The organism is Allosphingosinicella sp. (assembly GCF_036402135.1).
Lineage (GTDB): Bacteria > Pseudomonadota > Alphaproteobacteria > Sphingomonadales > Sphingomonadaceae > Allosphingosinicella.
In genome coordinates this window covers 34,998-56,249 of the sequence record NZ_DASWTN010000003.1, presented here as the reverse complement: position 1 = coordinate 56,249, position 21,252 = coordinate 34,998, and the positions used below count along the sequence as shown (strand labels likewise).

General features: G+C 63.7%; 19 protein-coding genes. 12 read left to right on the top strand and 7 right to left on the bottom strand.

All coding sequences use genetic code 11. From position 1 onward, the window contains the following. Positions 1 to 132: 132 nt before the first annotated feature. Positions 133 to 381 carry a hypothetical protein gene (locus VGD10_RS01205; protein WP_331038965.1) on the bottom strand — a complete coding sequence of 83 codons (249 nt, stop codon included), beginning with the start codon at positions 379 to 381 and terminating at the stop codon, positions 133 to 135. Between the two features lie 224 nt (positions 382 to 605). Here VGD10_RS01205 and VGD10_RS01200 point away from each other — a divergent pair, with 224 nt between their 5' ends. Then, the gene (locus VGD10_RS01200; protein WP_331038964.1) at positions 606 to 1,595 is read left to right on the top strand and encodes an NAD-dependent epimerase/dehydratase family protein; all 990 of its coding nucleotides are present in this window, start codon (positions 606 to 608) and stop codon (positions 1,593 to 1,595) included. A gap of 50 nt (positions 1,596 to 1,645) precedes the next feature. Continuing rightward, positions 1,646 to 2,449, top strand: a complete 804-nt coding sequence (locus VGD10_RS01195) for a metallophosphoesterase family protein (RefSeq protein ID WP_331038963.1) — start codon at positions 1,646 to 1,648, stop codon at positions 2,447 to 2,449. A 7-nt stretch (positions 2,450 to 2,456) separates the two neighbouring features. Here VGD10_RS01195 and VGD10_RS01190 read toward each other — a convergent pair whose 3' ends face one another. After that, positions 2,457 to 4,379, bottom strand: coding sequence for a nucleoside-diphosphate sugar epimerase/dehydratase (locus VGD10_RS01190; RefSeq protein WP_331038962.1), 1,923 nt, complete (start codon positions 4,377 to 4,379; stop codon positions 2,457 to 2,459). A gap of 212 nt (positions 4,380 to 4,591) precedes the next feature. Here VGD10_RS01190 and VGD10_RS01185 point away from each other — a divergent pair, with 212 nt between their 5' ends. The 5 genes from VGD10_RS01185 to VGD10_RS01165 all read left to right on the top strand — a co-directional run bounded on the left by VGD10_RS01185 (position 4,592) and on the right by VGD10_RS01165 (position 10,587). Continuing rightward, positions 4,592 to 5,995 carry an O-antigen ligase family protein gene (locus VGD10_RS01185; protein ID WP_331038961.1) on the top strand — a complete coding sequence of 468 codons (1,404 nt, stop codon included), beginning with the start codon at positions 4,592 to 4,594 and terminating at the stop codon, positions 5,993 to 5,995. 188 nt (positions 5,996 to 6,183) lie between these two features. Further along, the gene (locus tag VGD10_RS01180; RefSeq protein WP_331038960.1) at positions 6,184 to 6,804 is read left to right on the top strand and encodes a polysaccharide biosynthesis/export family protein; all 621 of its coding nucleotides are present in this window, start codon (positions 6,184 to 6,186) and stop codon (positions 6,802 to 6,804) included. 30 nt (positions 6,805 to 6,834) lie between these two features. Then, on the top strand, positions 6,835 to 9,033 hold the full coding sequence (locus tag VGD10_RS01175; protein ID WP_331038959.1) for a polysaccharide biosynthesis tyrosine autokinase: 2,199 nt from the start codon (positions 6,835 to 6,837) through the stop codon (positions 9,031 to 9,033). A 3-nt stretch (positions 9,034 to 9,036) separates the two neighbouring features. Next, complete coding sequence (locus VGD10_RS01170) at positions 9,037 to 10,254, top strand: hypothetical protein (RefSeq protein ID WP_331038958.1); 1,218 nt, start codon at positions 9,037 to 9,039, stop codon at positions 10,252 to 10,254. 63 nt (positions 10,255 to 10,317) lie between these two features. Continuing rightward, positions 10,318 to 10,587, top strand: a complete 270-nt coding sequence (locus VGD10_RS01165; RefSeq protein ID WP_331038957.1) for a hypothetical protein — start codon at positions 10,318 to 10,320, stop codon at positions 10,585 to 10,587. A 191-nt stretch (positions 10,588 to 10,778) separates the two neighbouring features. Here the strand turns inward: VGD10_RS01165 and VGD10_RS01160 are convergent, their stop codons facing one another. Together VGD10_RS01160 and VGD10_RS01155 are read right to left on the bottom strand one after the other, a co-directional pair. Then, positions 10,779 to 12,323 (bottom strand): glycosyl hydrolase family 28-related protein, encoded by a 1,545-nt coding sequence (locus VGD10_RS01160; protein WP_331038956.1) that lies wholly within the window; start codon positions 12,321 to 12,323, stop codon positions 10,779 to 10,781. 43 nt (positions 12,324 to 12,366) lie between these two features. Continuing rightward, positions 12,367 to 13,416, bottom strand: coding sequence for a mannose-1-phosphate guanylyltransferase (locus VGD10_RS01155; protein WP_331038955.1), 1,050 nt, complete (start codon positions 13,414 to 13,416; stop codon positions 12,367 to 12,369). Between the two features lie 90 nt (positions 13,417 to 13,506). Here VGD10_RS01155 and VGD10_RS01150 point away from each other — a divergent pair, with 90 nt between their 5' ends. Beyond that, a complete protein-coding gene (locus VGD10_RS01150; RefSeq protein WP_331038954.1) occupies positions 13,507 to 14,334 on the top strand; it encodes a carbon-nitrogen hydrolase family protein in 828 nt (275 codons plus the stop codon). A gap of 3 nt (positions 14,335 to 14,337) precedes the next feature. Here the strand turns inward: VGD10_RS01150 and VGD10_RS01145 are convergent, their stop codons facing one another. The 3 genes from VGD10_RS01145 to VGD10_RS01135 are packed head-to-tail and all read right to left on the bottom strand — an operon-like array spanning position 14,338 to position 17,724. Further along, positions 14,338 to 15,363, bottom strand: coding sequence for a Gfo/Idh/MocA family oxidoreductase (locus VGD10_RS01145; RefSeq protein WP_331038953.1), 1,026 nt, complete (start codon positions 15,361 to 15,363; stop codon positions 14,338 to 14,340). Positions 15,364 to 15,396: 33 nt separating this feature from the next. Then, on the bottom strand, positions 15,397 to 16,380 hold the full coding sequence (locus VGD10_RS01140) for an NAD-dependent epimerase/dehydratase family protein (protein ID WP_331038952.1): 984 nt from the start codon (positions 16,378 to 16,380) through the stop codon (positions 15,397 to 15,399). Next, the gene (locus VGD10_RS01135) at positions 16,381 to 17,724 is read right to left on the bottom strand and encodes a nucleotide sugar dehydrogenase (protein WP_331038951.1); all 1,344 of its coding nucleotides are present in this window, start codon (positions 17,722 to 17,724) and stop codon (positions 16,381 to 16,383) included. Between the two features lie 250 nt (positions 17,725 to 17,974). Here VGD10_RS01135 and VGD10_RS01130 point away from each other — a divergent pair, with 250 nt between their 5' ends. From VGD10_RS01130 to VGD10_RS01115, 4 genes are read left to right on the top strand one after another with little or no spacing between them, the layout of a single operon-like run. Next, complete coding sequence (locus VGD10_RS01130; RefSeq protein ID WP_331038950.1) at positions 17,975 to 18,469, top strand: dTDP-4-dehydrorhamnose 3,5-epimerase family protein; 495 nt, start codon at positions 17,975 to 17,977, stop codon at positions 18,467 to 18,469. Beyond that, the gene (locus VGD10_RS01125; protein WP_331038949.1) at positions 18,466 to 19,242 is read left to right on the top strand and encodes a glycosyltransferase family 2 protein; all 777 of its coding nucleotides are present in this window, start codon (positions 18,466 to 18,468) and stop codon (positions 19,240 to 19,242) included. The genes VGD10_RS01130 and VGD10_RS01125 overlap by 4 nt, the downstream gene beginning before the upstream one ends. Positions 19,243 to 19,254: 12 nt before the next feature. After that, positions 19,255 to 20,001 carry an acylneuraminate cytidylyltransferase family protein gene (locus tag VGD10_RS01120; protein ID WP_331038948.1) on the top strand — a complete coding sequence of 249 codons (747 nt, stop codon included), beginning with the start codon at positions 19,255 to 19,257 and terminating at the stop codon, positions 19,999 to 20,001. 17 nt (positions 20,002 to 20,018) lie between these two features. Continuing rightward, positions 20,019 to 21,185, top strand: a complete 1,167-nt coding sequence (locus VGD10_RS01115) for an N-acetyl sugar amidotransferase (protein WP_331038947.1) — start codon at positions 20,019 to 20,021, stop codon at positions 21,183 to 21,185. Positions 21,186 to 21,252 lie beyond the last annotated feature (67 nt).

Below are 21,252 nucleotides of genomic sequence, written 5' to 3'. Positions count from 1 at the left end.
CGAGCATGGAGCGAATACGAGAGTAATCGACTTACGGGAGCCTCGCCGCCAAACACCAGCATTGAAAGGTGAAGGCAAAAAAAACGCCCCAGAGGCTACTCAGGGGCGTTTTTCTTGCGAGAGCTGCGTTATTTACGGGCTGTCGGGAAGATCCACGTCATCGTCTTCAATCACCACGAGAACGAAAGCGGCGAGAAGGGCAACGCCCAGGATGGCAGCCCACACCCCACCGCCGCCGAGCTCACTCTCGTTGCTCACCGAGGTCGAGGCGCGAACATCCTCGTTCAGGCTGAGCGAACGAGCAGAAGTCTGCGCAGCCGCGGGAGTCGTTGCAACCACGAGAGACGCGGCAACAAGCGCTCCTAACTTTTTAGAAAACATTCATTCCTCCTCTGAAGCCAGTTATTCGGGGCCGTCAGGAGTGCCCCTAATGCCCCCTTTGTTTCTAAATCGTCAACCCGCCAATTCTCGATTAGAGCAGGGCTTAGTGTCTTTCGCCGCTAAGATTGCAGTTTTCACGCGGCTGTTCCTAATCCGCAACATCTCGGGAAGACCCGTTGCCACGGAAACGTTGCGGTGCGATGGGCGGTGGCGGAGGAAGGAAGATGGAAGTTTTAGTGACGGGAGCAGGTGGATTCATCGGCTACCATTGTTGCGAAAAGCTTCTCGCCCGCGGCGACAGGGTAGTGGGCGTAGACAACCTTAACGACTACTATAGTGTTGCACTTAAGGAACGGCGGCTCTCTGAGCTCAGGCGATTTGGCGACAGGTTCCGCTTTCTCCACGCCGATCTCGCAGACTCAGCATTTGCGTCCAAAGCGGGTGAAATCTACGATAGGATCATTCACCTTGGAGCTCAGGCGGGAGTTCGTTACTCAATCGAGAATCCCGACGCCTATCTTCGTTCGAACCTGATGGGTCACCTGAACATCTTGGAGTTGGCCCGGCGTCGAGGCTCTTCTCATCTCGTCTACGCTTCCTCATCGTCGGTGTATGGCGGCAATCAGTCGCTGCCCTTCCGTGTTGAAGATCGGGCCGATCACCCGCTGTCGCTCTACGCGGCCACGAAGAGAGCAGACGAACTCATGAGCGAGAGTTATGCTCATCTTTATCGGCTGCCGCAGACCGGATTGCGGTTCTTCACGGTATATGGGCCTTGGGGCCGCCCCGACATGGCAGTGTGGCGCTTCACTGAAGCTGTTCTTACAGGAAAGCCAATCCAGCTTTTCGGCCAAGGCAGGATGCGGCGAGACTTCACTTACATCGACGACGTCGTGGACGGGGTGATGGCGGCGCTCGACGATCCTCCGCTCGATGATGGTGAAGAGAAAGCGGGGGGTAGTCGTTCGCCGCACCGTCTCTACAATATTGGCAACAACAGGAGCGAGGAGCTGGAGCGGTTGATCGAGCTATTGGAACAGGCATGCGGCAGGCCTGCTCTTCGTCAGCTACTCCCGATGCAGCCCGGTGATGTCACTGAAACCTACGCAGATATCACCGCCATTCAGACCGAACTAGGTTTCAAGCCTAAGACGAGCATAGATGAGGGAATACCGCGCTTTGTGGAATGGTTTCTCAGTTTTAAGAAACCCTGACCTGCACGCGAGATCTGCCCGATACTGGCACAGTTGATAATGCCTCCTATATGGCGCTTCATGTCATATCTTCAGACGAACGGAACTCTCCCACCATGCTCCTGAGGCGCATCTTGCGGAGAGCGGCCCCTCAGCCGAGTGTCCGCGCCATACCAAGCGGACGGCGCGTTTATGCGATCGGCGATATTCATGGTTGCCTAGATCTGCTTGATCGCTTGCTGACGCGGATCAGGGAAGATGATCGCGGGCGGACGCCAGCTGAAACGCAGCTCATTTTCTTAGGCGACCTTGTCGACCGCGGGCCAGATTCGTGCGGCGTTGTCAAACGACTCATGACGCTGAAAGCGTCCGGCGCAGCTGCTGTGTTTCTTAAGGGGAATCACGAGGAAATACTTATCAGGACTTGGGAGGGGGATCGGCGCGCCGCCACGCTACTTAACCGCGTCGGCGGTCGGGAGACGCTGCTGAGCTACGGCGTAACCGAGGAGGAGTATGACGCCGCAGACATCGATGGACTGACGAAGCTAGTGAAGCATAATGTACCTGAAGAGCATATTGCCTTTCTCGACGCATTCACAAATTGGCATGAGGAGGGCGACTATCTTTTCGTTCATGCCGGCATCCGGCCGGGTCTTTGTATAGAGGAGCAGAACGGCAGCGACCTCAGGTGGATCAGGAGCGCCTTCCTGACCCATCCCGGCCCGCATTCCCATGTTGTAGTTCATGGCCACAGCATCAGCGACGACGTTGACGAGCAGGTAAGCCGCATCGGGATCGACACCGGCGCTTTCTTTTCGGGCACACTGACCGCAATCGGTTTGGAAAGAGCAGAGCGCTGGTATCTTACCAGCTAATCAAATCCTAGCTCGCCAGCCGCTCAAGGTGAATCCAATCGACGACGTTCCCCTCCGGTTTGTATTCCGGAACAAGGCGAAGCAATATCTTCAGCACCTCTGCGACATCATTGATGTCTATCGCCTTCTTTAAGCAATCCAACTCCTTGCTAAGCTTCGACCAAGGCAAGAAATGCTCGTTCGCCTTCATAATTCGAGAGTGGCTTGTTCCGGACGGGTTGTCGCCTATCAAGAGCTCCTCATAGAGCTTTTCTCCCGGTCTCAAGCCTATGACCTCGATGGCTATGTCGCCATCGGCACTATGGTCATCCTTCACCCTCAGACCTGACAGCTCTACCATCTTACGAGCAAGGTCGATTATTCTGACAGGCTCGCCCATGTCGAGGACGAACACCTCGCCTCCTTCGGCCATCGCTCCTGCCTGGATCACCAACTGCGCTGCCTCGGGAATCGTCATGAAGAAGCGAGTGATGTCGGGATGCGTGATAGTGATCGGTCCGCCGTTCCTGATCTGCCGGCGGAACAGAGGCACCACCGATCCGCTCGAATCGAGGACGTTGCCGAACCGCACCATCGAGAATCGGGTTTTGGACGAGGACGCGGCCATCGCCTGCAGCACCTGCTCGGCAAGCCGCTTGCTGGTCCCCATGATGTTCGTCGGCCGAACCGCCTTGTCGGTGCTGATCAGGACGAAGTCGCTGACGCCCGTCTCCCGCGCGGCCACGGCGGTGGTGAGCGTGCCGAAAACGTTGTTCGCCACACCGACGCAGGGATTATGCTCCACCAGGGGGACGTGCTTATAGGCCGCGGCGTGATAAACGGTATCGGGCCGCCAGGCCGCCATGATACCGCGCATCCGCTCCGGATCGCCCGCAGAGGCGAGGAGGGGCACGAGCCGCGTCCCCGCAAGGCCCTCGTCCTCCAGCCGTCCGCAAAGCTCCTGATGGATCGAATAAAGCGCGGGCTCGCTGATCTCGATGAGGAGCATCGTCGCCGGGTGCGCCATCAGAATCTGGCGGCAAAGCTCGCTGCCGATCGATCCGCCCGCACCGGTGATGAGAACCGTCTTGCCGCGCACATTCTGCTGGAGCAGCGCCTCGTCGGGCGGCACCGGCTCCCGGCCCAGGAGATCGTCCACGTCGAGCTCGCGGATGTCCGTCGTCTGCACGCGGCCTTGGGCGAGATCCGAGAGGCCCGGCAAGGTTCGTACCGCCACCGGCAGTTCGCGGACCAGGTCCAATATCTCGTTCCGCCGCTTACGGCTTGCGGACGGTATGGCGAGCAGGATGTCGGTGAGCCCGTGGCGTTGAACGAGCGAGGGAAGCGTGGCGGGATCGTAAACGGGCAGGCCGAGCAGAAGGCGTCCCTGGAGTGCCGGATCGTCGTCCAGGAAACCGACCACCTTCAATTCGCTTCGGGTCAGAGCGGACGCAAGCTGGCGTCCCGCCAGCCCCGCCCCGTAGACCATGACATTTTGCCGGGCGCGGCCGTTGAACAGCTCCGAATAGGCGCCGCCGAGCCAATAGCCTGCGGCGACGCGAGAGATGGCGACGAAGATGAAGAGCAGGATCGGCTGGATGATACCGACCGAACGCGGAATCCCGTCTATCGAGAAGAGCGTGAAGATCGCCGCGTAAAGACCGCCGTAAATGCTGACCGCGCGGGCAATGGCGACGAGCGCCGACCATCCCGTATAGCGGAAGATGGCGCGGTAGAGACCGCTCTTCAGGAAGATAGGGATGGCAAGGCCGAGCGAGCCGAGGACGGCAAACCACTGCACCCCCGCGAGCGTCGCCCACTCGTCCAGCCGCAGCGAAAAGGCCATCCAGACCGTGACTGCGCAAAGAAAGGCGTCGAGCGCCACGGCGATGGCGCGCTTCGCAGGGCGCGGCAAGGCCAGTATCGCCGATGCTGTCTGGTCCATCGTCATCTGATCCCCGGAATCGACCCTGATCGGGGTGTGAGCCCCCGCCCATCGGCGTCAAAGGACGCGGCGCCGACAGCCTTGAATGTTGAAGAAACTACGAAAATCACCAAGGCTCGTCAAAATCAATTTGCGGCTCTATCCCTAGAGCGGCCTCGGCTCCCGAGGTTAGTCTTCCTTACAGCAGGCACGAACCCGATACCAGTATGACGCGCACCATGAGAGACAGCCGGTCGGGGAGGCCGAAGACCGCTTCCCAAGGGCGCGAGCTTCTCCCGCTCGCGCTGCTGTGCGCGTTCCTGGCGCTGGCGCTTCTGACCGGGGGCGCTTCGCGGGCCGATGCCCAGTCGCAGATCCTCATCCGGCCGCTGTCCGTGCTGTTCGGAGCGGCCGCCGTCTTTCTGCTCCTCCCCGACCAGCTCCGAAAAATCCGCGCGCCGCTAACCTTCCTGCTGGCGCTGGGCGGCATCATGCTCCTGCAGCTGATCCCGCTTCCGCCGTCCGTATGGACGGCCCTGCCCGGCCGCGCCTTCTACGCCGACATCGCAAACGTAATGGGGATGGAGCAGCCATGGCGGCCGCTCACGCTCTCTCCTTCGGGGACGTGGAACGGCCTCGTCTCTCTGCTCCCGCCGCTCGCCGCGCTGCTCCTCGTCGCCGCCGTTTCGAGCGAGCGAAGCTATATCGTTCTGACGGCGCTCGCTGGGCTGGCCGTGCTGAGCGCCTTGATGGGGCTCGCCCAGGTCATCGGCTCGCCGGAAGGACCGCTCTATCTCTACCGCACGACCAACAACGGCTCCGCGGTCGGCTTCTTCGCGAACCGGAATCATCAGGCGGCGCTTCTCGCCTGCCTCTTTCCAATGCTGGCGCTGCTCGCCTCGGCACCGACCGACAATCCCGGCCTGCACAGGTTCCGTTTCTGGGCGTGCATCGGGGTCGCCATCCTGCTCGTGCCGCTGATCCTGGTTACCGGCTCGCGCTCCGGCGTCGTGCTGGCGGCGCTCGGCGTTGCGACCAGCCTGCTCTTTTACCAGCGGCCGCCGCGCCAGGCCCGCGGGCCGCGACGGGGCCAAATCGTCGCTTTGCTTGCAGCGGGAAGCGCGGTCGCAGCTGCCATTGCTGCCACCCTGTTCCTGTCGCGCGCGGACGCCTTTTACAGGCTGTTCGACCTGAAGCTGGCCGAGGATCTTCGCTTCCGGGTGTTCGGCTCGCTCACCGACATGATGAGGGAATATTTCCCCTTCGGAACCGGCTTCGGCTCGTTCGAACATGCCTATCGCCGGATCGAGCCGTTCGAGCATCTGCGCCTGTCCTACCTGAACCACGCTCACAACGACCTCCTCGAGCTGATGATCGAGGGCGGGCTTGCGGGCAGCCTGCTGCTCCTCGCCTTTCTTCTCTGGTGGGCCGTGAAGTCGATATCCGCCTGGCGCGCCGCCCCGGATCGCCGCATCCGCTTCGCCCGCCTCGGCAGCGTCATTACATTGCTCCTCCTCCTGGCGAGCCTCGTCGATTACCCGCTGCGGACGCCGTTCCTCATGATCCTGTTCGCCATCGCCTGCGCCTGGCTTGGATCGCCGGCCCGAATGGCGCCGAAAAAGGGAGAGGTCTCAAGCAGGTAAGGTGCTGTAGCGGCCGGGCCGCTCCCGAATTGCATTCTTTACCTCGGGCCGCTTGTCCTCTAGGACTCCCGCCACGTTTCGCGAACGGATTGGATTTTGTTGTGAGAATTGCGTTTTCTCTGGCGCTGGCCGCCGTCCTGGCCACCGGGTGCTCGACGCCTCGTTACGGCGAGAGCTCGGACATCGTCATGGCGAATAACAGCGCCTTGCCGCCGCCGACCGGAGCGGACCTTTACGGCGAGACGCGCCCGTACCTCATCGGCCCCTTCGACAAGCTGTCGGTAAGCGTCTTCGGCCTCGAGGATCTCAGCCAGAATGAAGTCCAGACCGACGCGAGCGGCCGCATATCGATTCCCGTTGCGGGGACGATCGAGGCGGCGGGAAAGACTCCGTCGGAGATCGCCGCCGTCATCGAGGACCGGCTGCGCGCGCGGCACGTCCGCCATCCTCAGGTGACCGTGAATCTGAAGGAGACCGTCAGCCAGGTGGTGACGGTCGACGGCGAGGTGAAGGAGCCCGGGCTCTACCCCGTCATCGGCAAGATGACGCTGATGCGCGCAATTGCGCGGGCGCGGGGGCTCACGGAGCTCGCTAAGACCGACAATGTGCTCGTCTTCAGGACGGTCAACGGGCAGCGGATGGCCGGCCTTTACAACCTCAAGGCCATCCGCCAGGGCAATTATGCGGACCCCGAAGTGTTCGCGAACGACGTGGTGATCGTCAGCGACTCCCAGGCACGCCGGATTTTCAAGGACGTGCTCCAGGCGTCTCCGATCCTGAGCGCTCCGCTCGTCGCGGTTTTCCAATAACGGCAATGATCCAAGGCTGGCACTAGACGCATGACTTTTCTCGACATCAACGAGGGCCGGCCGCAGCCCGCCGCCCTGCCCGCAATGATCGCCGTGGAGCCGCGCCAGGAGGTCCCGGTGCTGGTGCAATATTGGCGGATCGCCATGCGCCGGAAATGGGTGATGGCGACGATCGTCACTCTGGCGGTGCTGGCAGGGCTTGTCTTGACGCTCTTGATGACGCCGCAATATACGGCGACCGCCCGGATCGAGATCAGCCGAGCGGAAGACAACGTCACCAATGTCGAGGGGGTGGTGCGGGACGATCCCATTCCCGATCAGGAATTCTACCAGACGCAATATGCGCTGCTGAAGGCGCGCTCGCTGGCCGAGCGGGTGGCGCGGAGCCTCAATCTCGGTGACAACACCGAATTCTTCGCCCTTTACGATGTCGATCCGGACAATGCGTCGATCCTTGAGGACAGCCCCGCCCGCCGCGTGACGGCGCAGCAGCGCGAGCAAAGGATCCAGCGCGCCGCTGACATCCTGCTCCAGCACTTGACCATCGCTCCGATCCGCGGCTCGAGTCTGGTGGACGTGGGCTATACCAGCCCCGATCCGGGCATGTCGGCGTTGATCGCGAACACATGGACCACGCAGTTCATGGAATCGAACCTGGCGCGGCGGTTCGCCTCGACGGCCGATGCGCGGCGGTTCCTCGAGGACCGGCTGAGGCAGCTCCGCGCCCGGCTGGAGCAGTCGGAGCGCGATCTTGTCGGCTATGCATCGAACAAGGAAATCATCACGCTCGGCAGCACCGAGAGCCCGGATGGCAGGACCACGAGCCAGCGGACGCTGGTCGAGGAAAATCTGGAGGCGCTGAACAGAGCTTTGGCCGAGGCGACGGCGGCTCGAATCGCGGCCGAGGCGCGGATGCGGGCTTCCGGACGCGCGAGCGGCGCAGTGCTCTCCAACCCGGCGATCAATGCGCTGCGCGAGCAGCGCGCCCAGGCGGCCAGCGAATATGCAAAGCTGCTCGTTCAGTTCGAGCCGGAATATCCGTCGGCGAGGGCGCTCGCTTCTCAGATCGCTTCGCTCGATCAGGCGATCGCCCGGGAGGAGTCGCGCGTCCAGGGCGGCACCTCGGCCGAATATGCACAGGCGGTGCAGCGCGAGAACGCGCTTCGCGCCCGGGTGGAAGGGCTTAAGCAGGGCTTCGTCGATCAGCGCCGCGACAGCATCCAGTACAATATCTATCAGCGCGAAGTGGACACGAACCGGCAGCTCTATGACGGCCTCCTCCAGCGCTACAAGGAGATCGGCGTCGCCGGCGTCGGCTCCAACACGGTGGCGATCGTGGACGCGGCCGAAGTCCCGGACAATCCGTCCAGCCCGAACCTGCCGCTGAACCTGTTGCTTGCTCTGGCCGCAGGCATCGTGCTCGCCGTGCTCGCCGCCCTCGTCCTCGATCAGATCGACGAAGGCATCAAGGATCCGAGCGAGGTCAGCCCCACCCTCGGCGTTCCGCTGCTCGGAACGGTGCCCTCGGTGGAAGGCGACACGCTCGACCAGGACCTCAACGATCAGAAGTCGGCGGTGTTCGAGGCTTATCTGTCGGTCCAGACCAACCTCGCCTTCTCCACCAGCCATGGTGTGCCCCGCTCTCTCATGGTGACGAGCACCCGCGCCGCGGAAGGCAAATCCACGTCCAGCATCGCGCTTGCGCGCATCCTGGGACGGATCGGACGCAAGGTCGTGCTGGTCGACGGCGATATGCGCTCGCCCTCGCTCCACGGGCGGCTTGGGTTGTCCAACGACCGCGGTCTCAGCAATTTCCTCGCCGGCGAGGACGATCTGCGCGGCCTGCTGACGGCTACGCCGCACGATGGCGTGCTCGCCCTCACGACGGGTCCGCAGCCCCCCAACGCCGCCGAACTGCTCAGCGGAACGCGCCTGAAGCTGCTCGTCGAGCGCCTGCTCCAGGACTTCGACAATGTGATCGTCGACGCGCCGCCGGTGCTCGGCCTCGCCGACGCGCCGCTGATCGGGGCCGCCGTCGAAGGCACCATCTACGTCGTGGAAGCCAATGGCGTCCGGGCGCGCGGCATTCGGGCGGCGATCGACCGGATCCGGGCGGCGAACGCCCACGTGGTCGGCGCGATCATGACCAAGCTCGACGAGCGGAACGCTTCCTACGGCTACGGTTATGGTTACGGCTATGGCTACGGCAGGACGGAGGAGGCCGCTTAAAGCTTGTCCGGCGGACGCTCCATCACAGCCCGGCCGAGGTGGCAGCGGCGCCAGATCGTTCGCCTGGCGCTGATCGTCCTTGCCGCCCTTTTCCTTCTTTGGCTCAGCGTCGCGGTGAGCCTGGCGGGCGCCGCGAGGGAGCGTCATCCCGAGCTTGCGCTCCGCTTCTGGCCGATCGACGGCTTCGCCAAGGCAGCCAAGGCCAGCCTCATGATCACGGCGGACGTTCGCAAGGAGGAGGTGGCGCAAGCGCGGCAACTCGCCCTGGATGCCCTGCGATCTGAGCCTATGGCGGTGAAGGGGGTCCGCGTCGCGGCGATCGGCGCGGAGGTCGCCGGCGATCGCGCCGCGGCGAAGCGACAGTTCCAGCTCTCCCGCGACTTGAGCAAGCGCGACCTCATCACCACCCTCTGGTTCCTCGAGGAAGCGGTATCCCGGAACGACATTCCGGGGGTTCTTCGCCAATATGAGATCGCCCTTCGCACCTCGCGCTCCTCGCAAGGCATATTGTTTCCGGTCCTGGACGGAGCCTTGGGCGATGATGAGCTGGTCTCGTCGATCGGCGGTCTTCTGGCGCGGGGGCATGAATGGGTGCCGCCCTTCGCCGAATATATGATCAAGGATGGGAAGCAGCCGGGCGGCTTCGCAAAGGCTCTGCTGGCACGGCCCACCTCGCTGAACCACCTCCCGCCCGATTACCGGGCGGCGCTGCTGACGAAATTGGTCGACAAGGGCGAACTGAACGTGGCCGAGCGGCTGTATCTTCGCCTAAGCGGTTCCGCCCCGGCCGCAGCCATACGCAACGGCGACTTTTCCTCACCAAGCGTTTGGCCGCCGTTCGACTGGTCGCTGATCTCGGGCGCCGACTACGGAGCCGATCTCGCGCCCGAGCAGGGGGCCCTGCTGATTTATTCCCGCAACGGCGGCGCCGGCACTGTCGCCCGTCAGATTCTGGCACTCGCACCAGGCGCTTATCAACTCGAAGTTGCAGGAGCGGTTCGCTCCGAATCGGGTGAGGGATCGGCCTTATGGAGCGTGGGCTGCATCGGCGGACGCAGCCTCGGCGGCATTCGGGTGGGCGCGCAAGGACGGCGGCTGGCGCAACGCATAACCGTGCCGGCGGGATGCCCGCGGCAGTGGATTAACCTTGAGATCGGCTCCGGCGGCGAAGGCAGCCGAATTGATGGCGAGTTCGATTCAATACGCCTCCGCCGCATCTGATCCGCGACGCTGTTGCCGGGCGCCTAGCTTCATGGCAGCCTGCGAGAAAAGTGGAGGGGAACCATGATTTCGGACGCACTGAAGATCGCTGGCATATGCCTGATCCTGCTCGGAGGGCTGTTGGGCCTGCTAAGCTTCTTCACCGTCGCGCCGGATCTCAACATCCTTGTCCGGGAAGTCCCGGCGTCCGTGGGAGCGGCTGAAATGCGGGGAGAAGCGACCCTGGAAGGAAAGCGGCTGCTCCTCGCGATCTTCGGCGCCGCCTCGTTCACCTCGGGCGTGTCGATGCTCCTTACCGGCATCATCCTCACGGCGCTGCGTTCCGGCCGCTAGCGAACCCGCTATTGAGGCGGAGCGTCCACACCATTAGGAAAGCGTCATGAACGCCCCTCTCTTCCTGCTTTCCCTCGTCGCCATCACCTCGGGCGCCGCCGTCTTCGGTTTTGCATTACAGTGCCGTCGCGAGCGGAGGCGCCAAGCCGCTCTTGCTCGCCGGAAAAAGTAGGAAACGGGTACCGCCCGCCTCAGCTTCGGACCACTCGGACTTGGCCGGCCCCGTCAGTCTCGACGCTTCCTACGAAAAGCTTGCTGGCGTCGTTCGCTTTGACGAGATACCCGCTCGCCGGATCGAGCGCAGGGTTCGTGGTGGATGCCTCCAGCCGCTTCACGTTTCTGTCGTCGAACAGATAGATATGGTGCCGCCCCGCTGAGAGCCTCTCGTTCAGGACCAGTGGGCTCTCGATGTGGGCTTCCGTCCACTCGCCGCTGGTGGAGGGTGCCGGCCCAATGCCGCGAAGCCGTAAAGGCACCTTGTTGCCCAGGCCGACGGGGCCGAAGGTCAGGCCTCCCGCCGCCGCCTGCAAGTCGCAGCATTGATCGACATGCTCGAATTGCCAGCCCTGAAAACGAGTCTGACCGGGATAGTCGAAATTTTCCCAAACGACGTTACGGACGCGGGCGCTGCCGGTCTCCGCATGCGTCCCGCCAATGCGGAAGGCCGTATAGCGGCCATTCCCCGCCGTCGCCCGCACGACAACACCATCTATATCCACGAACCGGATGGTGTTCCGGCTGCCCTCGAAATCGCATCCGACCTCCGCGGGATAAGCGTCGTTATTGTAGAGCTGGATATTGCGCGCCTTGAACGCGCTGATGCCCGTGCAGAGGATCTGGCGCCGCTTGTTGTTTTCGAAAGCCGTGCTCTGCACGTCCAACGTCTGCGCGAGGCCGGCCTCGCCCGGTATATAAAACGCGCAATTCTCATTGAGAGTGAAGGCGCACTGATCGAGGGTACAGACCTGCCCCTTCCACTTCATACCGCCGCTCGGCGGAGCTCCGGCGCTCGAGGCTGTCCCGCAACCCTGAACGAAGACGTGCCGGAGATGAAGGAAGGAAATTTCGTTGGCGCCCGGAGCCGCCGCGGCATCGATTCCCCAGCCTCGGCAATTTTCAACCCGCAGCTGCTCAAGCGCGACCATGTTGGACCCGTCATTGTCCCCAAAGAGGCAGACTATCTCCACGCCCGTGCCGGAGAGGCCGAGGATGTGGAGGTCCCTCAGTGTGACGTTGAGCGCCGTCCGGAGCCGGATGCCGTCGCCCCCTCCGGCGATGGTGAAGCCTTGGAAGAGGCTGCCGAACACGCCCTGGAAACGGGCTCGGTGATCGGCATTGCTGTCGAGGTCGAAGAGCGGCGCGTTCGCCAGCCCCTGGAAAATCGTACGGCCTGCTCCAGCGCCAATGATCCGGGGCCCCAGTGCAAAAGTGGGCGCATGAGCAGGGTAATCGCCGGCCCTGATTACGACCGGCCGACCAATGCGGTAGCGCCCGGCGGGAATCCAGAGCGGCTGGCCGGAGGACATGGATTGGGCCAAGGCTCTCTGGAGCGCCGCTGCATCGTCGGCCGATCCATCGCCGGCCGCGCCGAAGTCACGAAGCGAAACCGCCTCGGCAGGCGGTTCGGCGGCGAGAGCCGGACTGGATTGAAGCAATTGGGTGGCTGCGGCTCCAGTGGCCGAAGCACGAAGGAAGTCGCGCCGGCTGGCAGGCGGAGAAGGGGATCTTCGGTCCATATCCTGCGCTAACTACGCCGGAGCTGAGCCGCGCGTGAACGGGTCAGCCGGCACGCCCACGCTCCCGCGCTTCCCAAAGCTTCTTCACCTCCTCGGCGCGGGCCCTCGGCAAAACAATCACGTCCGAACCGCTTGCAACGATAACCAGGTCGCGGACGCCCAGTGCGGAGATGCGAAGCCCGTCGCTCCTCGCCATCGTGCCGGTGCACTCGATAAGAAGCGCATCCCCGCCGACACTGTTGTCGCCGTGGTGGGTGGACACCTGATGGAGCGCGTTCCAATTGCCTACGTCCGACCAGAGCATGTCCGCCTCGACGACGGCGACGTTTGCCGCCTTTTCCATGACCGCATAGTCGATCGAATTGGACGGAGAGCGCTCGAAGCTGACCTGGTCCGGGCGGATGATCCTTCCCTCGCTGCGAGCCCCCTGCATCGCCGCGACCGCCGCCTCAAGCATGGCAGGCTCGAACGCCGCCAGCGCCTCGAGGTAAACGATCGCTCGGAAGGCGAACAACCCTCCGTTCCAGTAATAGCTGCCATCGGCGAGGAAACGTTCGGCCGTTGGCAGATCCGGCTTTTCGACGAAGCGCTCGACGGCGAAGCCGCACTCGTCGATCCGCTCCCCCCGCTTCACATAGCCGTAGCCCGTTTCCGGCGCGGTCGGCCGGAGGCCGAAGGTGACGAGACGCCCCTCGGCTGCCAGGCGAGCGGCCCGCCGCGCTGCATCCACAAAGCCTAGTGGCCCGCCGATATAATGATCGCTCGGCATGACGAGCAGGATCTCATCGGGAGCGCAGGCGAGCGCGGCCAATGCGATGGCAGGCGCCGTATTTCGCGGTGCGGGCTCCAGGATGGCGCGATAATCGATCCACGCCAGCGCTTCTTCGACCAGCGGCTCATGCGTCGCACCACTCACGATCAGCGGCGGCTCGAACAATTCGGGATTGGAGCAGCGCTCCGCGGTCTGCCGGATCAGCGGTTCCTCACCGACCAGCGGCAGAAATTGCTTCGGCCGCTCGGATGTAGAGAGCGGCCAGAGCCGGGTTCCGGAGCCGCCGGACAGAATGACTGGAGTGAGTTTGTCGCCGCTCATGAGAGGGTCTTAGCGGGGGGCGAAGAGCGCGGCAAATCCTCCGCTCCGGAAGACCTTTCGCCGATCATCCTCTCCGACTAGGGTTCTGGTATGAAAGCAGCCGTTTTCCAGATGAACAGCGGGATCGACCCCGCCGCAAATGCCAGAGCCTTGGAGCAAGCGATCAAGGAAGCGGCCGCGCGCGGCGCCGACATGCTCTTCGCGCCTGAAATGTCGGGCCAGCTCGATCAGTCGCGGGAGCGGGCGGCGACCAAGGTCACCGCAGAAGTGGACAATCCGGTGCTCGCCCTTGCCCGCGAGGCGGCGGCCAAGCGCGGTATTTGGGTTCATCTCGGTTCGCTGCCGCTGAAAAGCGAGCGCGGCGACCGATGGGTAAACCGGAGCTTTGTCATCGACGGCACCGGCGAAATTAAGGCGCGCTACGATAAGATCCACCTGTTCGATGTTGACCTGGCGGCCGGCGAGAGCTGGCGGGAATCGTCGACCTACCAACCGGGCGAACGGGTCGTCGCGGTCGACACCCCGTGGGGACGGCTTGGCCTTGCCATCTGCTACGACCTTCGCTTTCCGGATCTTTTTCGCGCAATGAGTAATGCGGGCGCGGTCATTTTCGCGGTTCCGGCCGCCTTCACCGTACCCACGGGCAAGGCGCATTGGCACGTCCTGCTGCGCGCCCGGGCGATCGAGGCAAGCTGCTTCGTCGTCGCCGCGGCGCAGGCGGGACGGCACGAGGACGGCCGCGAAACCTATGGCCATTCGCTTGTAATAGACCCCTGGGGCGAGATCCTGCTCGACCTGGGGCCGGAGCCCGGCCTCGGCGTCGCGGAGCTCGACCTGAACCGGGTGCAGGAGGTCCGCTCGCGGGTGCCGGCACTGGCCAACCGGCGCCCAATCCCCGCCGATATCGAACTCGGCTGAACTTCAGGAAAGCGGGACGGTCCGCCGCTCGGCCGAACTGACCCGCGCAGCTTCCATCAGCGCCAGGCCCCGTTCGGCATCGGCCGGATCGACCGGAGCCGCGCCGCCCCCCACCATGTCGGCAACCCCTTCGTAGAAGAGGTGGTAGCGACCTTTCTCGGTCGGAACTCTCGACGCGCCTCCCGATGACGGGGTGAGGATGCCGAACTGGTCCTCGAGCTCCGCCCCGTATCGTTCGGCGTCTCTGGGCACTCCCGACTTAAGCTGCCCCTGCTGCGGATCGAGCCCATGCTTCACGAAGCTGCCGCCCGTGCCATGGATCTGGAACCGGGGCCGCGACATTGCCACGAGCTGTGATGCGCCAAGACGAACGCGTGTCTTCCCATAATGGAGGAGCAGGTCGAAATAATCGTCGACCGCGGCGCCCTCGCGCTGGGGCCCCATGTCGGCGGTGACGGCTTCGGGCCAGCCGAACAGGACGAGCGCCTGATCGATGAGGTGCGGGCCGAGGTCGTTGAGAAGCCCGGCCCCCGGTTCGGGCGCTTCCTTCCAGTGGGCGTTCACGCCGGGACGGAAACGGTCCCAACAGGCCTCGTAGAGCATGACGTCGCCGAGCTGCCGGTCCTCGATCAGCTTCCGGACGGTGAGGAAGTCGCCGTCCCATCGCCGGTTGTGGAAGACCGTCAGGCCGAGCTCCCGCTCCCGCGCTAGCTCGGTCAGCCGCTCCGCTTGGGCGGCGCTCGTCGCGAAGGGCTTGTCGACCACCACATGCTTGCCGGCGCGGAGGGCGGCCTCGGTAAGCGGATAATGCGTTGCATTGGGCGAGGCGATCACGATCAGGTCGATTGAAGGATCGGCGATCAGCGTCTCCGCACGCGTCGCCTCGAGCCCGGCCTTCGCCGCCGCTTCGGTCTTGGAGGTCGCCACGCGCCTCAGCGAAAGGCGGGGAACCGACCGGATCAGCGGTGCGTGGAACACCTCGCCGCCGAGGCCGAAGCCGATCAGCCCCACTTCGATCTCATTGCCCATCTCGTCCTCCTTTAGAGGAAGCCCGAACTCCGGTCAGGCGCTGGGCCGGCGGTCCGCATTGTCGGCATACCAGCGCGCCGTTTCGGCAACGCCGTCCCTGAGGCTCGTCTGCGGCGCGAAGCCGAGGTTCGAAAGCTTGCCGATGTCCGGGCAGCGCCGCTCGGTGGAGCCTTCGAGGAGCGGGGCCCCGACCACGTCGATCTCCCGTCCGAGGCTCGCGCCGACCAGCCGGACGAGATCGCCCATCGTGACCTCCGCCATCGTGCCAATATGGTAAGTGTTGCGATGCTCGCCCTTGAACATGACGAGCATCAGGCCGTCGAGGAAGTCGTCGATGTGGATGAAGGCACGGGTCTGCGAGCCGTCACCCTGGATTTTGATCGGCAGCACGCCGTCGGGCTGCGCCTGCCCCTCGTCATGGATGCGAAGCGCGAACTGTGGAATCACATGCTCCCAGCCCATGTCCGGACCGTAGACATTGTGCGGCCGGAAGGAGATCGCCCGCTCGAAGAAGTCGCGGTGATAATTTGCGAGCATGATCTCGGAGATGAGCTTCGACCCGCCATAGGAGAAGCGCGGGTTCCACGGATCGGGGATCATCAGCGGCACGTCTTCCGGGGTCGGAATGACTGGCGCGGTCTGATAGGCTTCGGAGGAGGAAGCGAGAACGAATTCCTTGACCCCCGCCGCGCGGGCCGCGTCGAGCGCGGCATACATGCCCCGCACACCGACATCGAGGACGAGGTCAGGCCGGTTGTAGAAATTCTCTGTGCCGTTGAGCGCTGCGAGGTGGAGCAGCATCTCCATGCCTTCGGCGGCGCTGGTCATCGCCTCGACGTCGCGGACATCACACGCGGCGAGCTCGAACCGCCCTTCGAGGTCGGCGAGACGGGCCGCGCTGCCGCGAAGGTCGTTGTCGACGACGCGGATGCGGTGCCCGTCGTTGACGAGGCGCCGGACGACGGCAGATCCGATGAAGCCGGTGCCGCCGGTGACGAGGATGGAGCGTGTGGTCACTTAAGCCTCTTTCCGTTCGCTGCCGAGCGAGAGGTAGCGGACGCCTGTCGGAAGGCCCTCCGTCTCGCGATTGTGCATGTTCCAATAATCGTAGACGATCCCCGGCGTCGCCATGATCGCCGCCAGCGCCGGAAGCTCCATGCGCTGGAAGGTGGGATGGTTGTTGGCGATGACAGCGATCGAGGCGCCTTCGCAGGCGTCCTGTAGTGTCGGCGCGGTGTCGATGCCGAAGAATCCCCGCGCGGCGGGCTCCGGCACGACCGGATCGTAGCCGACGAAGCTGCCGTCCGGGAACGCCGCCCTCAGCGCCTCGAGGATCGGGGTGGCCATGGTGCCGCGCAGATCGTCCGTCGGCGGCACGCCCTTGAAGGCGAGCCCGCACAAGGCGATCTTGGGCGAAGCCCCGCCGCCGGCCGCTTCGAACGCTTCCTTCATCAGCCGCACCGTCTCGGCGGGCTGGACCTCGTTCATCTGGCGAGCGGCGGCGGTGATGCCCATCGTGACGCCATAGGAGCGGGCGGACTCGACGAGGATGTGCGGGTCCTTTTCGAGGCAGGGACCGCCGACTGGCCCCGGAAGTGCGACGTTGGTGCGGGGATAGCCGAGCCGCCCCGCGCTTATGATCTCGTGCGCCGAAAGGCCGGCATGACCGCAGAGCTGCGCGATCTCGTTGGCAAAAGCGAACATCACGTCCCGATAGGTGTTGTCGACCAGCTTGGTGAGCTCGGCCGCCTCGAGCGACGACAGCGCGATGGTGGTCGGCGTGAGCGCTCCGAACAGCTGAACGCAGCGCTGGCGCGTGTCGGCATCGTCGGAGCCGATGATCTGCGGAAGCTCGTTGAGCTCGATGAGCGCCTTCCCCTCCAGCGTCCGCTCCGGACAAACCGCGATCTCGTAGCGGCGGCCTCGCTCTGCAAGCACCGGCGCCACCACATTGCGGGCGGTGCCGAGCTTCACGGTCGAGCGAAGGATGACGAGCGCATCCTCCGGCATCACCGATGCGACCTGCCGGGAGGCACGTTCCACCGCCTCGAGCGACGCCTTGCCGTCCTTCCCAAGCGGCGTGCCGACGGTAAGGATGTAGACGGTGGCGGGGAAACCGGGATCGACGTCGGTCGAGAAGGTGAAGCTGCCCTTCTCTACTACGCGCTTCAGCTTGTCGTCGAGCCGCGGCTCCCAGAAATGCGCCTTCCCCTCCTTAAGCAGGTCGACGACGTCCTGCCGCCGCTCGATGCCGTGCACCCTGAAGCCAGCATCGGCCATGGCAACGCCGAGCGTCAGACCGACATAGCCGAGGCCGAGGATGCAGACATTCTGGTCGAGAATGCGGGTAGGAAGAGGCATTGTAGTCCCTTGGGAGCTTTATGAGAGGCCAGAAGCGCTCGCGAGAGAGGGTCCTCTCGGGCGGCATGGCTTCTAGCCACAAAGTTCCGGCGCCTCAACCTTCAAACGGATAGCGCTTGAAGAGAGGGCGGGGCTGGACTTTTCGACGCCCGCTCAATAGGGCGCTCCGGCCGGGGAAAAGGGACGATGCGACGTGGCTCGCCCCCCAAATTTCACGCCCTGCCAAGACGATCAGGAGCAAGCGGGACGCATGTCCGACGAAGCGAAATTCTTTCCGCGGATCGAAGGAACCGCGTTACGGCGCGAGGACGACCGCGGCTATCTGGAGATCCTGTACGAGAGCCCGACCGCCGTCCTGAAGCGCTCCTTCACGCGCAAGGGCTGCTTCCGCGGCCTGCACTGGCAGGACGAGACGGCCCCGCAGGTGAAGATCTTCCGCATCGTCAGCGGCGCGATCGCCGACTTCGCCGTTCCGATGGACGATCCGGCGAAGCCGATCCACTACAGCATCGTCCGTCCCGAGGACGGCTGGATCCGTGTCGATGCCAATCTCGCCCACGGCCTCTATGCGATTGAGGACGCGATCTTCGAATATTTCTGCGACGGCGGCTATGACGAAGCGTCCGAAAAGGCCTTCTCGATTACCGATCATATCAAGAAGGTGCTCGGCGTTGACGAGGTGATCCTCTCCCCCAAGGACCAGGCGGCGGCGCCGCTCGAAGCGGTACGGGAAGGCGCCCGATGAAGACCCTGTCCCTGATCACGGCCTCCTACAATCGCGCGCACACGATCCGCGACACGATCCGGTCCGTGAACATCCAGACTTATCCCAGGATCGATCATATCGTGATCGACGGAGCCTCCACGGATGGCTCAATGGATATCTTGAGAGCCGAGGCGAAGCGGGTGAGCTATGCGGTGTCGGAGCCGGACAAGGGCTTCTACGACGCGTATAACAAGGGCCTCGCGCAAGCGACGGGCGACGTCATCGGCTTCATCAACACCGACGACTTCTACTGCTCGCCCGATGTGATCGCCGAGGCGATGGCCGTGTTCGACGATCCGGAGATCGAGGGCGTCCACGCCGATCTCGTCTATGTCGATCCGGACGATACGTCGAAGGTGAAGCGCCACTGGAGGGCCCGGGACTTTACCGAAAAGGATTATCGGCGCGGCCTCATCCCCGCTCATCCGACCGTGTTCCTGACCCGTAAGGCCTATGAGCGGGTCGGCGGCTACGACACAAGCTACAAGCTTGCCGCCGATTACGACTTCCTCCTCCGCGCCTTCTACGTCCACCGCATCCGGGCCGTGCACCTGCCGCGCATCTGGGTTCGCATGCGGACCGGCGGCGCGACTGGCGGTGCGGCGGCGAGCCTCAAGCGGCAGAATGACGAGATCCTCGCCTCGCGCCGCTCGCACGGCCTCCATTATCCCAAGCCGCTTTTCTGGGCGCGCAAGATCGCCGACCGGACGATGCAGCGGCTGCGGGCGCCGTTCGTGAACGTGCCGGGCTGAGAGGAGCGGTCGATGATCGACGGCCGTCGAGCCCTCGCGATCGTCCCTGCCCGGCGGGGATCGAAGGGGCTGCCGCTCAAGAACATCCGCCCGCTCGGCGGCAAGCCGCTGCTCGCCTGGCCGGTCGAGGCGGCATGCGCCTCGACGCTCGTCGACCGGGTGATCGTTTCCACAGACGACGGCGAGTTCGCGGAGATCGCGAAGCGGCACGGCGCCGACGCGCCCTTCCTGCGGCCGGCCGAGCTCGCGTCGGATACCGCGCCCAGCCTCGGCTACATCCTCCATGCCATCGACACGCTGGAGCAGGCGGGCGATTCCTACCATTATGTTGTGATCCTAGAGCCCACCTCGCCGCTCACCGACGCCGACGATATCGACGCCGCCCTCCGAGCGCTCGACGCGGCGCGGGATTCGGCCGATTCGCTGGTCGGAATCACTGCGCTGGAAACGATCCACCCGGTCTTCATGGTGAAGCGGGACGAGAACGGCATCATCACGCCCTTGCAGTCCGAAAGCTTCGGCGTCCTGCCGCGGCGACAGGACCTGGAGCCGGTCTACAGCCTCGACGGCAGCATCTATATCTCGACCGTGGAGGGGGTCCGGCGCGAGCAGGGCTTCTGCCACGCGCGGACGATCGGCTTCCCGATGCCGCGCTACAAGTCGTTCGAAGTGGATGATTTGGTGGACTTTATCTGCATCGACGCGATATGGCGGAACCTCGAGGCCATTCGCGGGGGCGAGCCCGATCCAAATCATTGAGCCAGAAGCGAAATCCCATGCGTAAATGTACCAAGTGCCTGACCCCTGAGACCGTCGACACGATCAGCTACGACGAAGCGGGCGTGTGCAGCGTCTGCCGCCAGGTCGAGTTCAAGCAGGAGCAGATCGACTGGGCCGACCGGCAGCGCCAGCTCGACGCGATCATCGCCGAATATCAGGGCAAGGGTCTCTACGACTGCATCGTGCCCTATTCCGGCGGCAAGGACAGCGTCTTCCAGCTCTATTACATTGTCCGGGTCCTGAAGCTGAAGCCGCTGGTGGTGCGCTTCAACCACTGGGGCTACCGGCCGCTGGTCGAAGAGAACAACACGTCGGTGTTCAAGCAGCTCGGCGTGGATGTGGTCGAGTTCACCCCTAATTTCCATGTCGTGCGCGAACTGATGCTCGAAAGCTTCAAGCGCCGCGGCGATTTCTGCTGGCACTGCCACACCGGCATCTATGCGGGCGTCATGCACATGGCGGTGCGCTTCGAAGTGCCCCTGCTCTTCTGGGGCGAGAGCACTGCCGAATATCATAGCTGGTACACGTTCGAGGAGATGGAGGAAGTCGACGAGAAGCGCTTCAACCGCCTCATGAACCAGGGCATGACCGCCGACGACATGTACGAGTTCCTCGAAGGTCGCGTCGAGCGCCGCGACCTCTGGATGTTCGATTATCCCAAGCGCAAGGACCTGATGCGCCTCAAGGTCCGCTCGATCTGCCTCGGCAACTACATTCCCTGGGACACCAAGGCGAATGTCGAACTGATCAAGCGGGAACTCGGCTGGAAGGGCCAGCAGGTCGAGGGCGTTCCGCCCGAATATGATTATGAGAAGATCGAGTGCACTTTCCAGGGGATGCGCGATTATTCGAAGTTCGTGAAGCGGGGTTACGGCCGCGCCAACCACTTGCTGTCGATCGACATCCGCAACGGCCGCAAGACGCGCGAGGAAGCGGCGGAGATCGAATTTCAATATGATGGCAAGCGCCCGGCCTCGATGGCCTGGTTCCTCGACATTCTGAAGATGAGCGAGGAGGAATATTATTCCTACCTGAAGCCGCACCAGGTCCATCCCTGGAATTTCGATCCTTCACAAGTTCAGTCGGGTGAGCCGGTACCGGACTTTGCAGTATGGGACAGGACGGACTTGAGTGATGTTCCGCTTGGGCCTGACAAGCGCTAATTTATTTTTCAATACAACGCGATAGCCCGTCGCACAAATGCGATGAACGGTTATACGTACGGGCAAC